The organism is Salmonella sp. NW722 (assembly GCF_051702785.1).
GTDB classification, from domain to species: Bacteria; Pseudomonadota; Gammaproteobacteria; order Enterobacterales; family Enterobacteriaceae; genus Salmonella; species Salmonella enterica.
Genome location: NZ_JAMMIN010000003.1, coordinates 347,680 through 365,861, shown reverse-complemented (window position 1 = coordinate 365,861; position 18,182 = coordinate 347,680). Strand labels below are relative to the sequence as shown.

Annotated in this window: 21 protein-coding genes and 3 tRNA genes; 11 read left to right on the top strand and 13 right to left on the bottom strand. The window is 51.3% G+C overall.

Annotated elements, in window-relative coordinates:
- Positions 1-17 precede the first annotated feature (17 nt).
- From NA330_RS09430 to NA330_RS09405, 6 genes are read left to right on the top strand one after another with little or no spacing between them, the layout of a single operon-like run.
- Positions 18-440, top strand: coding sequence for a PTS sugar transporter subunit IIA (locus tag NA330_RS09430; RefSeq protein WP_023241833.1), 423 nt, complete (start codon positions 18-20; stop codon positions 438-440).
- A gap of 14 nt (positions 441-454) precedes the next feature.
- The gene (locus tag NA330_RS09425) at positions 455-916 is read left to right on the top strand and encodes a PTS sugar transporter subunit IIB (protein ID WP_000634729.1); all 462 of its coding nucleotides are present in this window, start codon (positions 455-457) and stop codon (positions 914-916) included.
- A 25-nt stretch (positions 917-941) separates the two neighbouring features.
- Positions 942-1,721, top strand: coding sequence for a PTS mannose/fructose/sorbose/N-acetylgalactosamine transporter subunit IIC (locus tag NA330_RS09420; RefSeq protein WP_000228863.1), 780 nt, complete (start codon positions 942-944; stop codon positions 1,719-1,721).
- Positions 1,699-2,547, top strand: a complete 849-nt coding sequence (locus NA330_RS09415) for a PTS system mannose/fructose/sorbose family transporter subunit IID (protein ID WP_000178065.1) — start codon at positions 1,699-1,701, stop codon at positions 2,545-2,547. Before NA330_RS09420 ends, NA330_RS09415 begins: the two co-directional genes overlap by 23 nt.
- A 12-nt stretch (positions 2,548-2,559) precedes the next feature.
- On the top strand, positions 2,560-3,621 hold the full coding sequence (locus NA330_RS09410; protein ID WP_023195053.1) for an SIS domain-containing protein: 1,062 nt from the start codon (positions 2,560-2,562) through the stop codon (positions 3,619-3,621).
- A 17-nt stretch (positions 3,622-3,638) separates the two neighbouring features.
- Entirely contained in the window at positions 3,639-4,649 is a 1,011-nt protein-coding gene (locus tag NA330_RS09405; protein ID WP_000900314.1) for an SIS domain-containing protein, read from the top strand.
- Between the two features lie 133 nt (positions 4,650-4,782).
- Here the strand turns inward: NA330_RS09405 and opgB are convergent, their stop codons facing one another.
- The 6 genes from opgB to NA330_RS09375 all read right to left on the bottom strand — a co-directional run bounded on the left by opgB (position 4,783) and on the right by NA330_RS09375 (position 10,488).
- Entirely contained in the window at positions 4,783-7,074 is a 2,292-nt protein-coding gene (opgB, locus tag NA330_RS09400; RefSeq protein WP_023241832.1) for a phosphatidylglycerol--membrane-oligosaccharide glycerophosphotransferase, read from the bottom strand.
- Positions 7,075-7,356: 282 nt separating this feature from the next.
- Entirely contained in the window at positions 7,357-7,818 is a 462-nt protein-coding gene (locus NA330_RS09395; RefSeq protein ID WP_023203371.1) for a DUF2501 domain-containing protein, read from the bottom strand.
- Positions 7,819-7,875: 57 nt separating this feature from the next.
- Positions 7,876-8,613, bottom strand: coding sequence for a DNA replication protein DnaC (gene dnaC, locus NA330_RS09390; RefSeq protein ID WP_000799924.1), 738 nt, complete (start codon positions 8,611-8,613; stop codon positions 7,876-7,878).
- A gap of 2 nt (positions 8,614-8,615) precedes the next feature.
- Positions 8,616-9,155 carry a primosomal protein DnaT gene (gene dnaT / locus NA330_RS09385; protein WP_000098573.1) on the bottom strand — a complete coding sequence of 180 codons (540 nt, stop codon included), beginning with the start codon at positions 9,153-9,155 and terminating at the stop codon, positions 8,616-8,618.
- Positions 9,156-9,247: 92 nt separating this feature from the next.
- Entirely contained in the window at positions 9,248-9,721 is a 474-nt protein-coding gene (locus tag NA330_RS09380) for a threonine/serine exporter (RefSeq protein WP_000511329.1), read from the bottom strand.
- Positions 9,712-10,488, bottom strand: coding sequence for a threonine/serine ThrE exporter family protein (locus NA330_RS09375; protein ID WP_001747536.1), 777 nt, complete (start codon positions 10,486-10,488; stop codon positions 9,712-9,714). The genes NA330_RS09380 and NA330_RS09375 overlap by 10 nt, the downstream gene beginning before the upstream one ends.
- Before the next feature lie 712 nt (positions 10,489-11,200).
- Here NA330_RS09375 and NA330_RS09370 point away from each other — a divergent pair.
- Both NA330_RS09370 and bglJ read left to right on the top strand, forming a co-directional pair.
- Entirely contained in the window at positions 11,201-11,926 is a 726-nt protein-coding gene (locus tag NA330_RS09370) for a response regulator transcription factor (protein WP_000936662.1), read from the top strand.
- Positions 11,887-12,561 carry a DNA-binding transcriptional activator BglJ gene (gene bglJ, locus NA330_RS09365; protein ID WP_000431546.1) on the top strand — a complete coding sequence of 225 codons (675 nt, stop codon included), beginning with the start codon at positions 11,887-11,889 and terminating at the stop codon, positions 12,559-12,561. Before NA330_RS09370 ends, bglJ begins: the two co-directional genes overlap by 40 nt.
- A 50-nt stretch (positions 12,562-12,611) precedes the next feature.
- On the opposite strand, the gene NA330_RS09360 is transcribed toward bglJ, so the two are convergent.
- The 3 genes from NA330_RS09360 to NA330_RS09350 all read right to left on the bottom strand — a co-directional run bounded on the left by NA330_RS09360 (position 12,612) and on the right by NA330_RS09350 (position 15,194).
- Positions 12,612-13,070 carry a YbaK/EbsC family protein gene (locus NA330_RS09360; RefSeq protein ID WP_000058276.1) on the bottom strand — a complete coding sequence of 153 codons (459 nt, stop codon included), beginning with the start codon at positions 13,068-13,070 and terminating at the stop codon, positions 12,612-12,614.
- A 150-nt stretch (positions 13,071-13,220) separates the two neighbouring features.
- Positions 13,221-14,009: a siderophore-iron reductase FhuF gene (gene fhuF / locus NA330_RS09355; RefSeq protein ID WP_023241831.1), complete on the bottom strand. Its 789-nt coding sequence runs from the start codon at positions 14,007-14,009 to the stop codon at positions 13,221-13,223.
- Between the two features lie 120 nt (positions 14,010-14,129).
- Positions 14,130-15,194, bottom strand: coding sequence for a GGDEF domain-containing protein (locus NA330_RS09350; RefSeq protein ID WP_023203373.1), 1,065 nt, complete (start codon positions 15,192-15,194; stop codon positions 14,130-14,132).
- Between the two features lie 250 nt (positions 15,195-15,444).
- Here NA330_RS09350 and NA330_RS09345 point away from each other — a divergent pair, with 250 nt between their 5' ends.
- Complete coding sequence (locus tag NA330_RS09345) at positions 15,445-15,681, top strand: DUF1435 domain-containing protein (protein WP_000941877.1); 237 nt, start codon at positions 15,445-15,447, stop codon at positions 15,679-15,681.
- Positions 15,682-15,712: 31 nt separating this feature from the next.
- Here the strand turns inward: NA330_RS09345 and NA330_RS09340 are convergent.
- From NA330_RS09340 to rsmC, 4 genes are all read right to left on the bottom strand, one after another.
- Positions 15,713-15,799 (bottom strand) — tRNA-Leu (locus NA330_RS09340).
- 31 nt (positions 15,800-15,830) lie between these two features.
- A tRNA-Leu gene (locus NA330_RS09335) sits at positions 15,831-15,917 on the bottom strand.
- Positions 15,918-15,944: 27 nt separating this feature from the next.
- Positions 15,945-16,031 (bottom strand) — tRNA-Leu (locus NA330_RS09330).
- Positions 16,032-16,221: 190 nt separating this feature from the next.
- Positions 16,222-17,250 (bottom strand): 16S rRNA (guanine(1207)-N(2))-methyltransferase RsmC, encoded by a 1,029-nt coding sequence (gene rsmC, locus NA330_RS09325; RefSeq protein ID WP_023138543.1) that lies wholly within the window; start codon positions 17,248-17,250, stop codon positions 16,222-16,224.
- A 102-nt stretch (positions 17,251-17,352) separates the two neighbouring features.
- Between rsmC and NA330_RS09320 the strand changes: the two genes are divergently transcribed.
- Positions 17,353-17,790 (top strand): DNA polymerase III subunit psi, encoded by a 438-nt coding sequence (locus tag NA330_RS09320; protein WP_000203996.1) that lies wholly within the window; start codon positions 17,353-17,355, stop codon positions 17,788-17,790.
- Complete coding sequence (rimI, locus tag NA330_RS09315) at positions 17,735-18,181, top strand: ribosomal protein S18-alanine N-acetyltransferase (RefSeq protein WP_001092435.1); 447 nt, start codon at positions 17,735-17,737, stop codon at positions 18,179-18,181. The genes NA330_RS09320 and rimI overlap by 56 nt, the downstream gene beginning before the upstream one ends.
- Position 18,182: the final 1 nt, after the last annotated feature.

The following is an 18,182-nucleotide window of genomic DNA, read 5'->3' as shown; positions in this document are numbered from 1 at the left end:
GTGTTTTAGAGGTCAGGATGAAGAGACATTATATTTTCGCCAGCCACGGCACGCTGGCCAGCGGGGTTTTAAACTCCGTGGAGCTGATTTTAGGCAAACGGTCAAATGTCTGGACGCTGTGCGCTTACGTTGAAGAGAGCGTGGATTTAAGCCAGCAGGTAGATGCGCTAATTGCCCGGATCCCGCCGGAAGATGAAATTATTGCGCTGACCGATATTTTTGCCGGCAGCGTGAATAACGAATTTGTCCGTTATTTATCACGGGAAAATTTTCATCTGCTGGCAGGGATTAACCTGCCGCTGGTTATCGATCTCTTTATGTCGGAAAACGATGGCAATACCACGCATACCATAATGACGGCGTTAGCGGATTCAAAAGAAAATATTCAGTACTGCAATCAAACTATCACCAGCGCCATGCAAAGCGATAAAGATTTTTAAGGGGAGGAAGCGTCATGATTGTTTTTTTACGGGTGGATCATCGTTTATTACATGGACAGGTCGCCTTTTCCTGGACGCAGTACGTTGGCGCAGACTGTATTTTAATTGCCAACGACAGCGTACCTAATGATGACCTGCGTAAAACCACCATTAAGATGGCGAAGCCGCCCGCGGTGAAGCTGGTTATTAAAAATATTGCCGATTCAATTGAAGCGATAAAAAGCGGCGTTACCGATAAATATAAACTTTTTATTGTTGTTGAATCCGTGGCGGATGCGTACCGGCTGGCGCGCGAATTACCCGACATTAAAAGCATTAATTTAGGCGGCACGAAGGTACGTGAAGGGAGCCAGAATATTGCTAAAGCCATCAATCTGTTAGCGGATGAAATGACTCAACTTCGGGAGCTGGCGGCTGGCGGAGTAGAGATAGAAATTCGGCTGGTGCCTAACGATCGTAAACAACTTTTTGCCTGAGCGGATACCCTCCTGAGGACATATTATGGTAGAGGCGCTTTTACTTGGACTGGTGGCGTTTATCGCCCAGTCTGAATATGCATTAGGGACGTCGCTGATTTCCAGACCTATCGTGACCGGACTTTTAACCGGACTGGTGCTGGGCGACATGGAAACCGGAATTGTGATGGGCGCGACGCTGGAGTTGGCGTTTATCGGTTCCTTTTCGGTGGGCGCGTCGCTGCCGCCGGATGTGGTCACTGGCGGTATTTTAGGTGTGGCCTTTGCGATTAATTCCGGCGCTGGGGCGGAAACCGCGCTGTTATTAGGTTTGCCTATCGCGACACTGGCGTTAATTGTGAAAAATATCTATAACGGAATGTTTATTCCGTTGCTCTGTCATAAAGCCGATGCTTACGCTGAGATGGGGGATACCCGGGGCATTGAGCGTATGCATTTAATCTCCGGCATTGGGCTGTCGCTGACGCTGGGGATTATCGTCACGGTCTCTTATTTAGCGGGCGTGAATATGGTTAAAGGTTTTCTGGATGCCATTCCAGAATTTATTAAACATGGATTAAGCGTTGCCACCGGTATTATTCCCGCGCTGGGTTTTGCCATGCTGGCGCGCTTATTAATTAATAAAAAGGTCGCCCCCTATTTTTTCCTCGGTTTTGTCTTAATGGCGTATTTAAAAATTCCGGTGACGGGTATTGCGATTCTCGGCGCGATCGTCGCCGTCGTGATGGTCAATATGCCGAAATTTGCGGCCTCGCAACCGGCACCTGCGCAAGGAGCGTCTCATGACGATGAAGATGATTTCTGATAAAGACCGCCAGCAGGCGGAAACCACTGGTCTGGTCACCGCGCGTGATTTACGCCGCGTCTTCTGGCGGTCATTCCAGATGGAGTTTTCCTGGAACTATGAACGACAAATGAACCTGGCGTTCGTCTATACGCTCATTCCGGTATTAAAGAAACTGTATAGCCGAAAAGAAGATCTTGCCGAAGCGCTAAAACGCCATCTGGCTTTCTTTAATACCACGCCGCACATTGTGACGTTGATCCTCGGTATTACCGTGGCGATGGAGGAGAAAAATAGCCAGCAGAAAGAGATGGACGCCAGTTCTATCGATAACGTCAAAGCGTCGTTAATGGGGCCGCTGGCGGGTATTGGCGACTCTTTTTTCTGGGGAACATTGCGTCTTATCGCCACTGGCATCGGTACCAGCCTGGCGCTGAAAGGCAATATTCTGGGGCCGATTTTATTTCTGCTGGTGTTTAACGTACCGCATATTCTGGCCCGCTGGTTCTTTACCCGCTGGGGCTATGTGCTGGGAACCGGCGTACTGCAACGTATTCAGCAAAGCGGAATGATGGAAAGCCTAACCTATGGCGCCTCGATTATCGGTCTGATGGTGGTTGGCGCGATGACGGCCTCCATGATTGATATCACCATTCCCATTACGTTTGGTACGGGAGAGGCGAAAACCCATGTCCAGGACATTATTAACGACATCATGCCTTGTCTGCTGCCGTTAATTAGCTTCGCCATTGTGTACTGGCTGTTAGGGAAAAAAGTGAAACCGTTAACCATCATTGGCGGTATTGCGCTGGTGGGAATTTTCGGTTCCTGGATAGGGTTATTTTAAGAGGGATACACAATGTCACCAACCATGCTGACCTATATTAACGAAGAGTCTGACGTCCTGGCGAATATTATTCGCCGCCATCGCCAGTCGCTGGAAGAAGTATCGCGGTTCGCCAGCCAAAAAACGTTACGACGAATACTGATATTAGCCACCGGATCGTCATTGAATGCCGCCTTTTGCGCCCGTTATTTCTTTGAGCGCTGCGGTATCTCTATCGATATTAAAGAGCCGTACACCTTTAGCCAGTATGAGAATAGCGATCCGCAAGCCGATATGGTTATTGCTATTTCCCAGAGCGGGAAAAGCGCTTCTACCCTGGAGGCGATGCGTAAAGTTCAGGCGCAGGGACGTCCGGTATTCGCTCTGACCGCCGATCCGCAAAGCCCTCTTGGCAAGGCCAGTGATTATCCACTGGATATTCTGACCGGGATTGAGTCCGTCGGCTTTGTTACCCGTGGATTTAGCGCGACGGTACTGAATCTGTTGCTTATCGCGTTGTTAATTGCCCGTCAGCAGCAGCGACTGACGGAATCGCAGGTCGAGGAGTATGTGGCGCAGCTTCAACGCATCGCGGCAACCCTGCCGTTGGTTATCGTGCGTACGGAAGCGTTTATTCACCAGCACCAGTCCGTTTTACGAAACGGGACGCGTTTTGTGGCGATAGGCTACGGCGCGCTGGTTGGGGTGGCAAAAGAGTTGGAAACTAAATTTACCGAGACGGTACGTGTTCCCTCAAGCGGGTTTGAGTTGGAAGCCTATATGCACGGCCCGTATCTGGAAGCCAATGCGGAACACGTGATGTTCTTCTTTGAGGACCGGCCCGACGCGCGCTCCAGGGCGCTACGGGAGTATATGACGCCTGCGGTCGCCAAAACCTTTACTCTCACGCTGGCGAAGGCGGCGCAGGATGACCAGACGCTTGCGCTGGATGTAGCGGTTGATCACCATTTCTCGCCATTGCTGTTGATTGTGCCGGTACAACTCATGGCGTTTCATATCGCCTCACTGAAAGGCATCGACCTTTCGGTACGCATTTTTGACGATTTCGATCGCGTTTTAAAAAGTAAAATCTGAACAATCAGGAGAAAAATATGTTGGGTTTTAATCAGGACGAGTACCTGACGAGTGCTCGTGAGATCATCGCTGCGCGCCAGAAGGCAGAACAGGTTGCTGACGAGATTTATCAGGCCGGGTTCAGTTCTTTATTTTTCGCCTCTGTTGGCGGTTCACTGGCGCCAATGATGGCAATTAATGAATTTGCCAAAGAATTAACGACGTTGCCGGTTTATGTTGAGCAGGCGGCAGAATTAATTCATAAAGGAAATAAGCGGCTGAATAAAGACTCTGTGGTTGTTACGCTGTCTAAATCCGGTGATACCAAAGAATCGGTGGCGATCGCCGAGTGGTGTAAAGCGCAGGGAATACGCGTAGTCGCTATTACCAAAAATGCGGACTCTCCGCTGGCGCAGGCGGCGACATGGCATATTCCGATGCGTCACAAAAATGGCGTGGAATATGAATATATGCTGCTGTACTGGCTGTTTTTCCGCGTGCTGTCGCGCAATAACGAATTCGCCAGTTACGATCGCTTCGCCAGCCAACTGGAAATTCTGCCGGCGAATCTGCTGAAAGCGAAACAAAAATTTGATCCGCAGGCGGACGCTATCGCCAGCCGTTATCATAACAGCGATTATATGATGTGGGTCGGCGGCGCGGAGATGTGGGGCGAGGTCTATCTGTTCTCCATGTGTATCCTGGAAGAGATGCAGTGGAAGCGCACGCGCCCCGTCAGCTCTGCGGAATTTTTCCACGGCGCTCTGGAGCTGCTGGAAAAAGAGGTGCCGTTATTTCTGGTCAAAGGCGAGAGTAAATGCCGCGAGCTGGACGAGCGCGTGGAACGCTTCGCCAGTAAGATTACCGATAACCTGGTGGTGATTGATCCGAAAGCGTATGCGCTGGACGGCATTGATGATGAGTTCCGCTGGATCATGGCGCCCTGCGTCGTCTCGACACTGCTGGTTGATCGGCTGGCGGCGCACTTCGAGAAATATACCGGCCACAGTCTGGATATTCGTCGTTACTACCGTCAGTTCGATTATTAACAGAAAGGGGCGTGTAATATATACAGTGCCTGATGGCGCTTCGCTTATCAGGCCTGTGCGCCAGTTTATTGATAAAGATGATGTGTAGGCCGGGTAAGGCGCAGCCGCCACCCGGCATATATGACATTCTCTTTTAACTCTCAACATTCACCACTTTGATCTCCACCATGCCAATCCCCAATTTGCGCGGCGAATGGCCCAAAATATTACCTTCGTTGGTGGCGACGGGAGCGGGCGGCGCAATGACTAAGGTATTCGCGTCCGTCGGGTTGTTGAAATGCAGCGTGATAGTGGACACATCGTGACCCAGCACCAGCGTCTGTTCTTCGTTGCCTACGCGTACCGGAATCGGCCGATTCGCGTTGTCGCCGAAGGCTTTGGCGGTGATCACCAGATCAAACTTTTTCGGCAGCGGCGCTTTATATTCGATTTTAACCTCATCGCCCAACTGCGCATTTGACCAGCGCCCCCATGACTCCGGCCGGGAAATGCCGCTAAACTGCTTCACCTCCTCCGGCGCGCCCGCCACATTAAAGATAAAGCTATCGGCTTTATAACGAATATCGTTATCGACAATCTTTAAGGTATCGACGTTGCCTTTGTAGCGTTCCATATCGATCATCGTGTCTTTAAACGCCGTCTTACCCTGCCACTGCGCTTTATCGACATGCTGTACGGTTTGCTGCCCGCCAAGCTGCCCCTGCGAGACGCACCAGTCGGTGGAGAGCGCCAGCGCCGGCGCCCATAGCTGCGCCATTTTGTAGCAGCGATCGATCCAAACGAAATTATCGCGCGGGGCGAAGTCGGCCAACTGGAACCGTAGCGGAGCGGAGTATTCACTTTCCGGTAACGGCTCGACGCGCTTATCCGATACGCGCAGTAGTAACGGCAGGCGGAAGTGGCTGCCGGAAAACGCGATCATGTTTTTGTCCCGATCGATAGTGAACGCTTTTATCTCTTTTGGAAAATTCCACAGGCGAATAATATCCGGCTTCATCGCCAGCACTTTCTCTTTTACATTCAGGAACACTTCCGACAGCGACTGCCCGGAAAGGCTGCTACGTCCCAGACCGATAAAATTATCGCCGCCGAGAATATCCAGCACCGTTGCGCCGTTGTCCATTGTGTTGCGTTTGACCGCCAGCGTCTCCTGCTGCGGTTTATCGCCGCGCAGAATGAAAAACAGATTGTTGCGATCTTGCTTATTCAGGTATTTCCAGGCCGTATTGTTCATCGCCAGATGGTCGGAAGAGACGACGATAACGGTATCTTTAAACCACGGTGACGCTTTGATTTTGTTGATAAACTCGGCGATGTTTTCCTGGCTGCAACTTACGGCGCTAAAGGACTGGTTGGGCTTGCCGTCGTAATCGTAGCGTTTACGGTTGCAGGTGCGTGAGATAAACCCGTCCGGGTGGTGAGTATCTACGGTCAGCGTAAACAGCGAAAACCGCTGGCCTGAGCGGGAAAGCGCTTCAAATTTCTTCCATGCCTCATCAAGCACCGTATCGTCGTAGAAGCCCCAGTCGTTACGATAAGACGGGTCCGCCACCACCGTTTTTAGCTCTTCAGCGCCGTACAGATGATCAAATCCGTGTGATTTCAGGAACACGTCTTTCCCGGCAAAACGCAGGTTAGCGCCCTGCACGAAATAGTTCTGGTAGCCGGAGTTTTTCAGAATATCGCCGAGGCAGATATTCTGCGGGAAGAAGCTGGAAACCGACGCTGAGGCATTGCCCTCAAACGGCGCAAACAGCGGAATACCACACTGGGAAGCCACCATCCCGGCGATGGTGTAATCCGTTCCCGGCAGTTGCATGGTATGGCTGAAATCCAGCCCCTCATTTTTCAGCGCGCCCAACTCTGGCGTGAGATTGGGGAACGCGTCATTATCAAAATAGGTCCGTTCCAGGCTCTCGCCGTAGATATAGACCAGATTGAGCTTCGGATGAGGAATGGTTTTTGCTGGTTCTTTATAATAAACGGCAAAATCCGGATCGCCATCGCGCATTTGTGATTTTACCAGTTCGGTAATCTGGCGAAACGCCGGGCTGGCGTCGACCGAACCTAACGCCAGCAGTAACGCCAGCAGGCTGTAACCGACATGATGAGGATGGTGACGGCGGCGGCGTAGTATCCATCCCAGCGCGCCAAATACCGCCACTAACGCCAGGGCAATGCCGATTCCCGGCAGAATATATTTGCCGACTCCCGCTCCCGTCAGACTATTCGTGAGCGTATAAAGCACTGCGTCGTTGATCCCGTCGCCGGTAAAATAGTCGCTGGCATACAGGGTAATATTCAGAATGACAAAAAGTCCCAGCACCGTGAGAGTGGCGGCAAACCACCAGGTGTTACGGCCCGCCTTCCAGGCATATATCAGCACAGAGGCGAGAAACAGAGCGACAGAGAGCAACTCGGACAACTGACGATCCTCAATAAACCAGGCTTATCGCTGGCAGGAAAAAATTTCTAACAATGTAATAGCGATGTCACATTGCTGCAATTCTAATAACTTTACACGGCGCTGTTATTTAGAATGAGTTTAGAAAGTTGGTTTTTTGATCGGCATCACTTCCTGCCATAGCGGTTAATAACAGGAAAAGACGAAGAGAAAAATCGGGTTAATGCCGTGTTGGCGGGTAAAGGGCCAAAACACGGCTTTTAACAGGGCGTCCCGGCGTGGCGCACGGTCAGAAAAGCGCAGTCAGGAGAGGAAATTCAGCCCTTGCTGCAACACCAGATCGCAAGCTTTGGTTTTCACCTTTTCCGCCAGCGGCGTACTGCCGATATTATTGAGGTTCAACTGCTGGCCGTCCTTCGTCTTGAGCAACCCTTGCAGGCCGTTCAGGTAGTTAGTGTCCTGCTCCTGCTGTGTGGTATCCAACCCCAACTTGTTCAGAATCTGATTTTTAACGTTTTCCACGTTGGTAGCGGACGCCAGTTTCTGTTTGGCGCAGTACTGCAAAATACCGGCGGCATTATTCATATTATCGGCGCTGAGCGACTGGGCACCTCTGCTGAGCAGACCGGTTAGCGCAGAAAGCGACATCCCGCCCTGCTGTGCGTTCGCGCCCTGAGCGCTTAACTGACTGGCGGCAATACCGCTGGTGGAAATCAGTACGCTGACGATCGCCGTGCAGCACAGAACATGTTTCGCTGTATTCATGGTAATCACCTGTGTTATGCCAGCCAGGCGTTGTATCGCCCTGGCGCACGTTGCAATTTAATACTCTTTACCCGTCACCCGGCTGCGGTAACTGTCCCAGGTAAAATTAACCCATAAACTGTTGCCGAGACGCATACGGTCCATGACGCGTTCGCCAAGCATTTTCGTCATCTCTTCCATATTGCTGTTCGTCAACATGCCGGTGGGACGTTTTGACGAGGAACGACGATCGACAATTTGATTGATGATCACTTTTTCATAGCGGGATTCGGTCTGCACGCCGATCTCGTCGATCACCAACAGATCAACGTTACTCAGATCGTTAAGCAACTGCTCTTCGCTGGTTTCCCGATTGCTGAACGTGTCTTTCATCGCTGACATAATATCCGCTACGGTGATAATCAGTACCGACTTTCCGCGCAGCAGCAGCTCGTTACAAATAGCCGCGGCGAGATGATTTTTACCGGTTCCCGGCTTGCCGGAAAAGACAAAGCTGGCGATATTGCCGTCAAATTCATCAACGTACTGTCGGGCTTTGCTTAACGCGTTCATTTGTCCGTCGCACTCAACCCGATAGTTATCAAACGAACAGTTTTGATGCAGCGGTCGAATGCCGGAACGGTTAAAGGTGCGCTGCATTTTCATCGCCCGGTTTTCCCGCGCCAGCGCCGCCGCCCGGATCTCGCCTTGCTCTTTCTGCCAGGCCAGTAGTTCTTCGCCCGTTTTAAACGCCGGCGTAATATGCGCAGGCATCATTTTTTGTAGACGTTGCATCAGGTCGCCAACATTTTTCATCGTTACCCCCTAAAACCTGGTGGAATATGATTGTCAGGTTCGCTGACGCTATTGATGTCGCGCTGCGGCATTCCGCCATTGCTGGAACGGCTGATTTGCACGCTGCGCGCCAGCTTTTGCTGCCACTGGATATGGTGAAAAACCTTACCTTCCGCCTGCCAGTAGGCGATAAACGCCGCCAGCTCTTCTGCGGTGACTGGCTCCCGAAGCGCCACGCCCCAAAGGGCAGCCTGACGCTGAAAATCCGCATCCGGTTGCCAGGCGGGATACATGGCGAATTTTCCGCAGGGAATCGCAACGGGGGCGGCTTCGGGTTCTTCGTAAAATTGCGCGTCTAACGCCACATCGCTTCCCGGACGTGATAACTTTTCTTCAAGCGCCAGCAGTTCAGCCATGCGTGCAGGCGTCACGGCATAAAAGGCAGGCGCATTATTAGCGAATACCGCCACTGCGCCGCCCGTTGACTTCGCCAGCACAGCATGATGATCGTGTAAAAGGGCGTCAATACCGATGACGTCCGACGTTAAAATTCTGGAAGACATAATGTTTCTCAATATGGAACAACAACCGAGAAGGGCGACTGTTTTTATAGTACCACACAGACCTGTAAGAACAGCAGGAGGCGTTCCACCATTCACACGCGGGGGCGTTTGCGGTACAGCCATAATCCCGGTACAGAGAGGCCAATTGAGAGCGCGCCAACAATGGAAGAGGCTTTCAGAAAATTGGTCAGCAGCGTAATCATCATCGGTTCGCTATAGCCCAGATGGCTAATTTTTACTGCGGAAATCATCGCGGTATAGGCGGAAATCCCCGGAAACATCGGGATCACGGCCGCGACGGTAAACACTTTAGGGTGAGCGAGATACCAGCGTGACCACTGAATACCAATACTGCCGACCAGCAGCGAAGCCATAAACGTCGACCATTCGATATTAAAGCCAGCGCTCATCATCAGCATACGCGAGCCATGACCCAGCGCCCCCAGTAGCGCGCACCACGGAAGCGCCCGGTGGGGAACATTAAAGACCATCGCAAACCCGACGGCGGGGATCGCAGACAAGATCATGTCCTGCATTAGCGCCAGTAAAAAGTCGATTATACCCATCCTCGTAGCCCCCATATTGTCATTGACATCACTACGCCCACACAGGTGGCCAGTGTCAACAGGCTGGCGATAGCCCAGCGCGCCAGCCCGGTATTAATATGTCCTTTAAACATATCTGCGACGGAATTAATCAGCGGAAAGCCCGGCACCAGTAGCAGTACGCTCGCCGCCATGGCGATAGTGGGCGTCTGGCTAAAGGCGGGAAGGGTGAGCATCAGCCCGGAAATCGTGGTAGCGACAAAGGCGGTAATGCAAAAATTGATCTGCGGATGTAAATGCCGCTGCGCCAGCATCTGGCGAATATACATGGCTATCATACTGGCGAAAAAGGTGATAACCGCGCCATCCCAGCCGCCATTATTCAGCTTACAAAAGCAGGAGCAGGAAAGACCGACCATAAACGCCACCAGCCAGCGCGGATAGCGCAGCGGGCGGAGCTGGCTAAAGCGTTTTTCCACGCCTTTGTAATCCAGCAGACGATGTTCCGCGAGGATAACGATATGCTGAACCTCCGTGACGACGTGCATATTAATGCCGCGATCCTGGTTTTTACGTGTCGATGTCAGACATTGTCCGTCTTTAATGGTCGTCAGTACAATGGCGTTAGAGGAGATCGCGCTTTCGACGCTATCCATACCGAGCGCCAAACCGAGTCGGGTGGAAAGCTCATCAACCAGTGCGCTTTCCGCCCCGTGCTGCAATAAAAGCAGCCCGCATTGAATACATAACCGTGTTACTGCTCGTTGAATTGATTGCTCTTCTTGCATGACTCGTCCTGTCCGAAAAGACATTCTATGCGCCGCCACTATGACAGAGGCTTTCTTTTTAACACGAAGCGCAGGCATGATGGCGTTGGTTAAGATCAATTTCTTGTTGATAAAAACGTCAACTACCAGACGCAACGCATAAGCTTCCTGAGACGTGCGCTTCGTCACAGACAGGATATCCTTATGGGCGACGGTTCTCGTATGTCCGTTTCCAGAATAGAGGCATTATGCCAGCCTGGCCGCTCATTTTTGAATCAATGATGTGGTGAATTTTATCAACGATATGCATTAATGGTTTAACCACAATGGCGTGAGCAGCGGGCGTAAAAATAGGCATACCTTAGTGTAATTCGCAGATATTACATGGGTTTTATGGATGGTAGACAGTATTGTTGGGCTTTTGTTTTAGGACTCAGCAATATGAATGAAGGACGAACTCATATTTTAAATTTATTAATATGATGCGTTTTCGTTAGAATTGCTAATGTGCAAATTTAGTTAATTTAATTGTCTTGCTTCTGGTTTTATGAGTAACTATGCGATAGTGATTTCATGTTTTTGTGCTATGTGGATTGTAGCGCAATCAATGTTAGATATTTAAAAATAAAACAAGGATAATTAATCCACTCGGCCTATATTTCTTTGCGATCATTGTTAATAGTGTTTTTATTAATGGGGCAATGAAAGGGGGCGGCGTGGGTGCGGAGGAATTATGCTGCCAGGATGCTGCAAAAATGGACTTATTATCAGTAAAACCCCTCTTATACAGGAAGGTCTTAAAGGGGCTATAACAGGTAATTTCCCCGATTATAAACTGGCGTATTGCCGTACGATAGAAGAGCTAACGCTGCTACAGCTACGCCGGAGTAATTTAGTTATTGCTGATTTAGCAGTTAACAATGCCTCTTCCCGCGCTATCTGCGAATATTTTTATAGCTTAATCTCGCAATATCGCGACATACATTGGATATTTCTGGTTCCTAAATCCTGCTATCCACATGCAGTTGATCTCCTGATGGGCCCCGTCAGCACCTTGCTTTCAGACGAAGAGCCAATCGAGAATCTTATTAGCGTTATCCATGCGGGAAACGCTCGCTCAGAAAGAATAAGCAAAACATTATTATCGCCTCAGGTACCGTCTGAAATTCAGCAGTCCCACGACAGGCCGATTGTCCTTACGCTGTCTGAACGAAAAGTATTACGCCTTTTAGGAAAAGGGTGGGGCATTAATCAAATTGCGGCGTTACTTAAAAAAAGTAATAAAACAATTAGCGCCCAAAAAAATAGCGCCATGCGACGCTTATCAATACACAGTAATGCAGAGATGTATGCATGGATAAACAGTTCTCAGGGAGCCAGAGAATTGAACCTACCTTCGGTATATGGAGAAACCATGGAATGGAAAACAGAATCAGCAAGAGAAATGTTGCGCTCGTAGAAAAATGCGTGATGAGCACCATTGGTATTAAAGGGCTATTTGATGCAATGCCGGATTGCCGACATACGCTTCATATTTTTTCAAAACCATCCGCGTTTTATAAGGCTGCGCTAAAGACGCCGTTTTCTGCCGTTATTTTTTCTCTTTCTGCGTTAAGAACTGAACGCCGGACAGGATTATCCAGCCTGACGGAACTGGCGATAAATTATCCCCATATGCGGCGTCTGGTGATTGCCGATGATGATGCTGAAGCCCGCTTAATCAGCGCATTATCCCCGCTGCCGCTGGATGGGGTCATCAGCAAAGCGTCGCCGTTGGATGTTTTACAGGATGCCTTATTTACATCGCTTAATAGCGCCCGGCGGACAACGGAGCGTACAGACAATCTTTGGGAACTTCACCAGAATTGTATGCTTAGTCCAACCGAGCGGGAGATTCTGCGTTTCATGTCGAACGGCTACTCAATGCCGCAAATTGCCGTCCAGTTAGAACGTAACATTAAGACTATCCGGGCGCATAAGTTTAATGTGATGTCCAAGCTGGGCGTGAGTTCTGATGCCGGGTTACTCGATGCGGCGGATATTCTGTTATATCTGCGCGCCGGCGATGCTACCGCGCTCCAGCATCGGGTATAGCCCGCGCCGGATGCGCCGTGCTTGTTCGGGGAAGCAGGGTGCCAGGCACGTTATTGGCACACGTCTACCCAGGTCGCCGATGTCAGTTCAGCCATTCTTTCCGGCGTGATGCGTACCGCGCTGTGCGTGGCGCCTGCGGCAGGCAATACTTCGTTATACCCCTTCAGAGAGATGTCGCAATAAACGGGCAGCGGGTGCTCCAGCCCGAAAGGACATACGCCGCCGACAGGATGTCCGGTTGCATTGACCACTTCATCGCTGCTCAACATACGCGCTTTTGCGCCGAAAGTGGTTTTAAGCTTCTTATTATCCAGGCGGGCATCGCCTTTCGCGACCACCAGGATAATGGTGTCTTTTACTTTAAGCGAGAGCGTCTTAGCTATCTGCCCTGGCTCTACGTTGTGCGCTTTGGCTGCCAGCTCGACAGTCGCTGTACTTTGATTTAATTCGATAATTTCAATATCGGGAGCATGATCGGCCAGAAATTGCCGTACAGATTGCAGACTCATTCTTCTCTCCTGAGACCTTACCAATAGCCACGGTAGACCCAAAAATGGCAAAACGTAATTTGGCATACGGAGAGCGCCGCTGTAAATATAATAATGTGACAGGCCAGCAGCAGTAAGCCGTGACGATAACTGAAGGCAACGTAAAGCGGTTTACTTTAGCGTGCAGTCGCCGCACTGCTGTACGTCAGGTAAGCGGTAACGTTGGCAGCAGGTTCTGCGTACCAGAAGACCGTCGCGCATTACGACGGTCCGCCACAGCGGGTTATCCTGACCGTCGGATAGCTGCTTTTCAAAAAAACAGCGCTGGCGTAGCGTTGCCAGCAGGGCTTCGCCAAGCAGCGGTTTCATCTCAGTCAGATACCAGTTGATTAAATAACCGGTATTGCTCCAGATAAGTTTCGCGTTGATGTCGCCAGTCGCCTCCAGCGCCTGAATGACCGGCTGTAGTGCGGAGACTACCAGCGTTTCCATTCGTTCTTCAGGGGAACGCCCCGTCGCCAGGTTATCCTGATGCACATCAAGCCAGAAACACGCGGCGCGCCCGGTTTCATGAAATTCAACGTGAATATGTTCTGCCGAGACATCGATAGCGCGCGCTTGCGTCAGTAATGCCAGCATCAGCGGCGGCGTCATCAGCCCGATATACCATTGCGCCCACAGGGAGAGTAACGGCTTATTTTCACGTGGCAGGCCTGGCGTGTGTCGATAGATGTGATCGGAATAGGCGGCCAGCAATGAACGAAACGCCGCGGGGCGCGTCCACTGGGCAAGAGTCATCGCCGTTGGCGGCGGCGTTTCATCCAGCCGGATGAAGTCCAACAGGTGCTTACGGGTAGAGGCGATCGTCTCGCGTACTGCGTCCGCCAGCGAGGCGTCTTCCGGCTGGGGAGCGGCTCGCCAGATAATATCGTCAGCAATCGGTGCGGAACGGTAGGCCATAGCGCAGTTTAATGATGTTAATCTAAATGATAATGATTGCTAATCCTATCGATAGCGATAAACGATGGCAAGCGGTTTATGGTTAACGCTGTTGGCGTAGCACGATTACGTCAGCAGGATTCATAGGGCGCGCATGTCGTCGCTGACCAGAATGTGGTTACGTCCAAGATGCTTGGCTTCGTAGAGCGCTTTATCCGCTTTTTCGATAGCGTCTCCGATATTGCGATCCGTCAGGGGCGCAATGCCGATACTGACAGTGACATTGGTGGCGACGCTTTCGTTAAACATATGCGGGATTTTAAGATCGTATACTTCCTGTCGGATACGTTCTGCGGTAGCGCGGGCTTGCTGTGGTTCGGCGGTGGTCAGCAACACCAGAAATTCTTCCCCGCCAAAACGGCAGACGACATCGCGCGATCGCACGGCGTCCCGAATTGCCGCTGAGACGCGGATTAACGCCTGATCGCCCATCATATGACCGTAGTGATCGTTGTACGCTTTGAAATGATCGATATCCAATAGCAGGACGTAGTGTTCATGGCTGCCCGGCGCCTGTAACGTATCCAGCCGATTTTGCAGGCCACGGCGGTTATATAAGCCGGTTAATGGATCAAGCATACTCAGGCCATTGAGGGTTTCCCGCTCGGCCAGCAGCTTAAACATGAGCTGTTGGGCAAAATTATCGTAGCGTTTCTGGATAACATGTTGAATAGCGATTCCCACCATTGGCAGGGCCAGCAAATAGAGAATTCGCAAACCTTGTTCATTGCCGTTCAGCCACAGGCAGACCGCGACTGGCGGTAGCGAATAGAGCGTAAACGCGACGATATTCGCGGCAAAGGCTATCGAGCCGATAAACAGAACGCTAAGCAGGGAAATCAGTAAAAAAGAGAAATCATAATGGCCTAACGCCGGATACTTTAGCGCAATATGCGCCGCCCATATTCCCCCAAAGAGTAGGGAGATAAAGGGGAGATTAATTCTTTTTTGCCCATATTTCCCATGCCATATCAACAGTAATACGCTCAGGACCACTATCCCGATCATTGGCGTGCAAAATACATTGATTTGATAAAGGGGGAAAATGAGAGTAAATAGCGCCGACACGGCGTTGAGAAACAAGAAAAGACGTAAAGAAAACTGATACTTCTTAATACGAAGCGACCGCCAGGATGGTGTTGTCATGGGTAATTGTCGTTATTTATCGGTGATATACACGGAATCGGGCGCCAACATGAAAATAACGTATGAGAAAAGGTCGCCTAAAGCGAGGTGTTGTTGTTTTTACGTTAACAGTCGGACAATTTATCACCTTACTGAATACGTGTCATCAACCGTTAAGTAAAACTCATCTCTTTAGCTTTCACTCTGGCTGACAAATGAGAAAATATATCATATGATATTGGTTATCATTATCAATTCCAGAGGTGAAACCATGTTGCAGCGGACGTTAGGCAGCGGATGGGGCGTGTTATTGCCTGGAGTGATTATCGTTGGACTGGCGTTTATCGGCCTGTCAGCTGATGCGCTGAAGCTGTTGATTGTATCAGGATTGCTACTGTCTGCGCTGATGTTGTATCACAAACAATTACGGCATTTTGTACTGCTGCCATCGTGTATGGCGCTTATTGGCGGCATGATGTTGGCAATGATGAACTGGAATCAGGGATGAAAATGAAGAGACAAAGGAAGGATAAGATAATTGGTGCGAGGGGGGGGACTTGAACCCCCACGTCCGTAAGGACACTAACACCTGAAGCTAGCGCGTCTACCAATTCCGCCACCTTCGCACAGTTATCTTACTTTTTGATATCGCCTCGTTGGTGCGAGGGGGGGGACTTGAACCCCCACGTCCGTAAGAACACTAACACCTGAAGCTAGCGCGTCTACCAATTCCGCCACCTTCGCCCAGTGCGAGCAATATCAACGTGGTTTTGGTGCGAGGGGGGGGACTTGAACCCCCACGTCCGTAAGGACACTAACACCTGAAGCTAGCGCGTCTACCAATTCCGCCACCTTCGCATACCATCGATTCTTGAAAAGAATCACTACCACGGAGGCGCATTCTAGTGGTTTTCAGCTATTCGTCAATAGTTAATTGCATGGGATAGATTGATTGCTGCAAAAATGGGCGCGAGACGTAGGTTGGATAAGACGCTTTGCGTCGCCATCCGGCACATGCAACCAGATGGCGCTGCGCTTATCAGGCCAACTATTTCTTCGCCTGACGGGTCATCACGGTACGATAAACCTTAAAGCGCCCGGTTTGCGCGATGACTTCATGGAAGCCAAAAGTCTCATCCAGAATCTTAGGATAGGGCAGAAAGGCGTTCGCCACGATGCGTAACTCTCCGCCGCTGTTCAGATGGCGCACTGCGCCGCGAATGAGCGTTTGCGCCGCATCGAGGCTGGTTTGCATTCCGTCGTGGAACGGCGGGTTGGAGATGATCATGTCAAAACGTCCTTTGACTTCCGAAAAGACGTTGCTGGCGAATACCTCGCCTTCAAGACCATTAGCGGCAAGCGTGGCGCGGCTGGCTTCCACCGCCGGAGCGCTGACGTCACACAGCGTCAGGCGCACTTTCGGCGAATGGCTGGCCAGCGCGGCGGAAAGCACGCCAGCGCCGCAGCCGACATCCAGCACTTTACCTTTGGTGTGCGGCGTCAGCGTAGACAGCAGCAGTTGGCTACCGACATCCAGTCCGTCGCGGCTGAATACGCCCGGCAACGTTTTGATGGTCAGCCCGTCGATGTTGTACTCGGCCCACCAGGATTCAAGACTAAACTGCGGCTGCTTTTCCAGACGACCATGGTAAAGGCCGCAACGTCGCGCGCTATCTACTTTGTTCAGCGGCGCATAGTCCGCCAGCATCGGTTCGGCGCTACGCACGCCGCTACGGTTTTCCCCTACGACGAAAACATCGACGCCAGACGGCATCAGCGACAAAATATTCATCAACTGGAACTGCGCTTCGGGTTTATTTTTCGGCCAGTAGTAGATCAGCGTATCGCAGTCAGCGACATCGCTGGCTTGCGCGACCAGGCTAAAACGGACGTTATCGCCCATCTGGCGGCTTAACGCCTGCCAGTGGTGAAACTGTTGCGTATGCGCGCGGCTGGCGGCGCATTCAAAGCGCGCGGGCAGGTCATCCTGCAAATCTCCGGCAAAAAGAATACGGCTTTGTTCGAAATCATCACTGTGGCGCAGCAAGACTTCACTTGCCGGGGTAAAAGCAGACATGGAATGCTCCTTAATTCAGACTGGCGGCGATTATAGTAGTTTGATGGCGGAGATTCGACAGATTTGCTATATTTGCGCCCCTGATTACAGGAGCGTTTCGCTATGACATCCCGACGAGACTGGCAGTTACAGCAACTGGGTATTACGCAGTGGGCGCTGCGACGTCCTGGCGCGCTACAGGGCGAGATTGCGATTTCCCTTCCCGCGCACGTTCGTCTGATCGTGGTTGCAGAGGAATTACCCGCGCTGAACGAGCCGCTAATGCGCGATATTTTACGCGCGTTGACCGTGAGTCCCGATCAGGTTTTACCCCTGGCGCCTGAGCGCGTCGCCATGCTGCCGCAGGGCAGCCGTTGTAATAGCTGGCGGTTAGGAACTGACGCGCCGCTCCAACTCGAAGGCGCTCAGGTCACGACGCCGGCGTTTAATGAACTCCGGGCAAACCCGGCGGCACGCGCCGCACTATGGCAACAAATCTGCGAACATGAACACGATTTCTATCCTCAGCACGACCGATCTCCCCGCAGCCTGGCAGATTGAGCAACGCGCTCATGCGTTTCCGTGGAGCGAAAAAACGTTTTTCGGCAACCAGGGCGAACGGTATCTCAACCTTAAGCTGACCGCTGATGACAGAATGGCCGCGTTTGCCATTACACAGGTGGTGCTGGACGAAGCGACGCTGTTCAATATTGCCGTCGATCCGGATTTTCAGCGTCGGGGGCTGGGGCGTATGCTGCTTGAGCATCTGATTGATGAACTGGAAAAACGTGGGGTTGTAACGCTATGGCTGGAGGTACGCGCCTCTAACGCTGCCGCCATCGCGCTGTATGAAAGTCTGGGGTTTAACGAGGCGACGATTCGCCGCAATTACTATCCCACGGCACAAGGGCATGAGGACGCCATCATCATGGCGTTACCGATAAGCATGTAAT

Bases quoted from the DNA above. Each gene is read 5' to 3' on its own strand.
- NA330_RS09370 (WP_000936662.1), top strand. From the start codon at position 11,201: ATGCTGCCAGGATGCTGCAAAAATGGACTTATTATCAGTAAAACCCCT.
- bglJ (WP_000431546.1), top strand. From the start codon at position 11,887: ATGGAAAACAGAATCAGCAAGAGAAATGTTGCGCTCGTAGAAAAATGC.
- dnaC (WP_000799924.1), bottom strand. From the start codon at position 8,613: ATGAAAAATGTTGGCGACCTGATGCAACGTCTACAAAAAATGATGCCT.
- NA330_RS09405 (WP_000900314.1), top strand. From the start codon at position 3,639: ATGTTGGGTTTTAATCAGGACGAGTACCTGACGAGTGCTCGTGAGATC.
- NA330_RS09410 (WP_023195053.1), top strand. From the start codon at position 2,560: ATGTCACCAACCATGCTGACCTATATTAACGAAGAGTCTGACGTCCTG.
- NA330_RS09415 (WP_000178065.1), top strand. From the start codon at position 1,699: ATGACGATGAAGATGATTTCTGATAAAGACCGCCAGCAGGCGGAAACC.
- fhuF (WP_023241831.1), bottom strand. From the start codon at position 14,009: ATGGCCTACCGTTCCGCACCGATTGCTGACGATATTATCTGGCGAGCC.
- NA330_RS09360 (WP_000058276.1), bottom strand. From the start codon at position 13,070: ATGAGTCTGCAATCTGTACGGCAATTTCTGGCCGATCATGCTCCCGAT.
- rsmC (WP_023138543.1), bottom strand. From the start codon at position 17,250: ATGTCTGCTTTTACCCCGGCAAGTGAAGTCTTGCTGCGCCACAGTGAT.
- NA330_RS09380 (WP_000511329.1), bottom strand. From the start codon at position 9,721: ATGGGTATAATCGACTTTTTACTGGCGCTAATGCAGGACATGATCTTG.
- NA330_RS09420 (WP_000228863.1), top strand. From the start codon at position 942: ATGGTAGAGGCGCTTTTACTTGGACTGGTGGCGTTTATCGCCCAGTCT.
- NA330_RS09395 (WP_023203371.1), bottom strand. From the start codon at position 7,818: ATGAATACAGCGAAACATGTTCTGTGCTGCACGGCGATCGTCAGCGTA.
- NA330_RS09350 (WP_023203373.1), bottom strand. From the start codon at position 15,194: ATGACAACACCATCCTGGCGGTCGCTTCGTATTAAGAAGTATCAGTTT.
- NA330_RS09345 (WP_000941877.1), top strand. From the start codon at position 15,445: ATGTTGCAGCGGACGTTAGGCAGCGGATGGGGCGTGTTATTGCCTGGA.
- NA330_RS09430 (WP_023241833.1), top strand. From the start codon at position 18: ATGAAGAGACATTATATTTTCGCCAGCCACGGCACGCTGGCCAGCGGG.
- NA330_RS09425 (WP_000634729.1), top strand. From the start codon at position 455: ATGATTGTTTTTTTACGGGTGGATCATCGTTTATTACATGGACAGGTC.
- rimI (WP_001092435.1), top strand. From the start codon at position 17,735: ATGAACACGATTTCTATCCTCAGCACGACCGATCTCCCCGCAGCCTGG.
- NA330_RS09375 (WP_001747536.1), bottom strand. From the start codon at position 10,488: ATGCAAGAAGAGCAATCAATTCAACGAGCAGTAACACGGTTATGTATT.
- dnaT (WP_000098573.1), bottom strand. From the start codon at position 9,155: ATGTCTTCCAGAATTTTAACGTCGGACGTCATCGGTATTGACGCCCTT.
- NA330_RS09320 (WP_000203996.1), top strand. From the start codon at position 17,353: ATGACATCCCGACGAGACTGGCAGTTACAGCAACTGGGTATTACGCAG.